The sequence below is a fragment of the Ruegeria sp. AH12 genome (genome assembly GCF_056541465.1).
Genome location: NZ_JBQFYL010000147.1, coordinates 1 through 730, shown reverse-complemented (window position 1 = coordinate 730; position 730 = coordinate 1). Strand labels below are relative to the sequence as shown.

General features: G+C 59.7%; 1 protein-coding gene. It reads right to left on the bottom strand.

Translation table 11 applies throughout. The annotated features are described in order from the left end of the window. The coding region (locus ACR0EL_RS22235) for a DUF294 nucleotidyltransferase-like domain-containing protein (RefSeq protein WP_480502323.1) at positions 1 to 730 on the bottom strand (730 nt) is incomplete at both ends.

Here is a 730-nt window from a genome sequence, read left to right as displayed (position 1 = left end):
GGACCCTCCGATGGGCCGCAGGTCAAACATCACCGAGGCCAGCATTTGCGCCTCAGGGTTGGGTTTGGCGATCCAGCCATTGAAATACTCGCGCCAGACACGCACGGGCTGGCACCAGCGAGGGTTGGTCGCCATCATGTCACCGGGGCAATAGAAATAACCGCAGGTATCCAGCCCGTCTGAGACGAATTTGGCCAGCGCAGCGAAGTAGGCCATATCACCGACCGCCACACTGTCATCTAGCATCAGGCAATTGTCCTGATCAGAAACTCCGGTCTGTTCCTGCCGTCCTTGCGAGCCGCAAGCAAGCCACAAGTAGGGCACTGGCGGCGCACCCAGTTCAGCCTCAGCCAGTGCCAGCAACCGCCGCGTCGCAGTGTCTGCGATGTCGGTGATCAGCCGTGTAACGATCTCGTGCCGGTTGCCACCCGCGACGAGTTGGACCAGCAGTTGTGGTATCTCAGCGGTGACTTGAGCCATCTCTTGCGGGCTGTCGGCGCGGGCAATTCGTCCTACCAACTCGGCAGAATTGACCGCCTGATAGCGGGTGAGGTCGGTTTGGGTTACGATTCCGACCAGCTTACCGGCCTCGGAAATTGGAATATGACCGATGCCACGTTCCATCATCACGTGTAATACGTCCGAGCCGATATCTGTCGGGGCAAGAATGATTGGATCGGCGGTCATGATCGCCGAAACCGCGGTGTCAGCGGGCATCGCCTCGGCGACG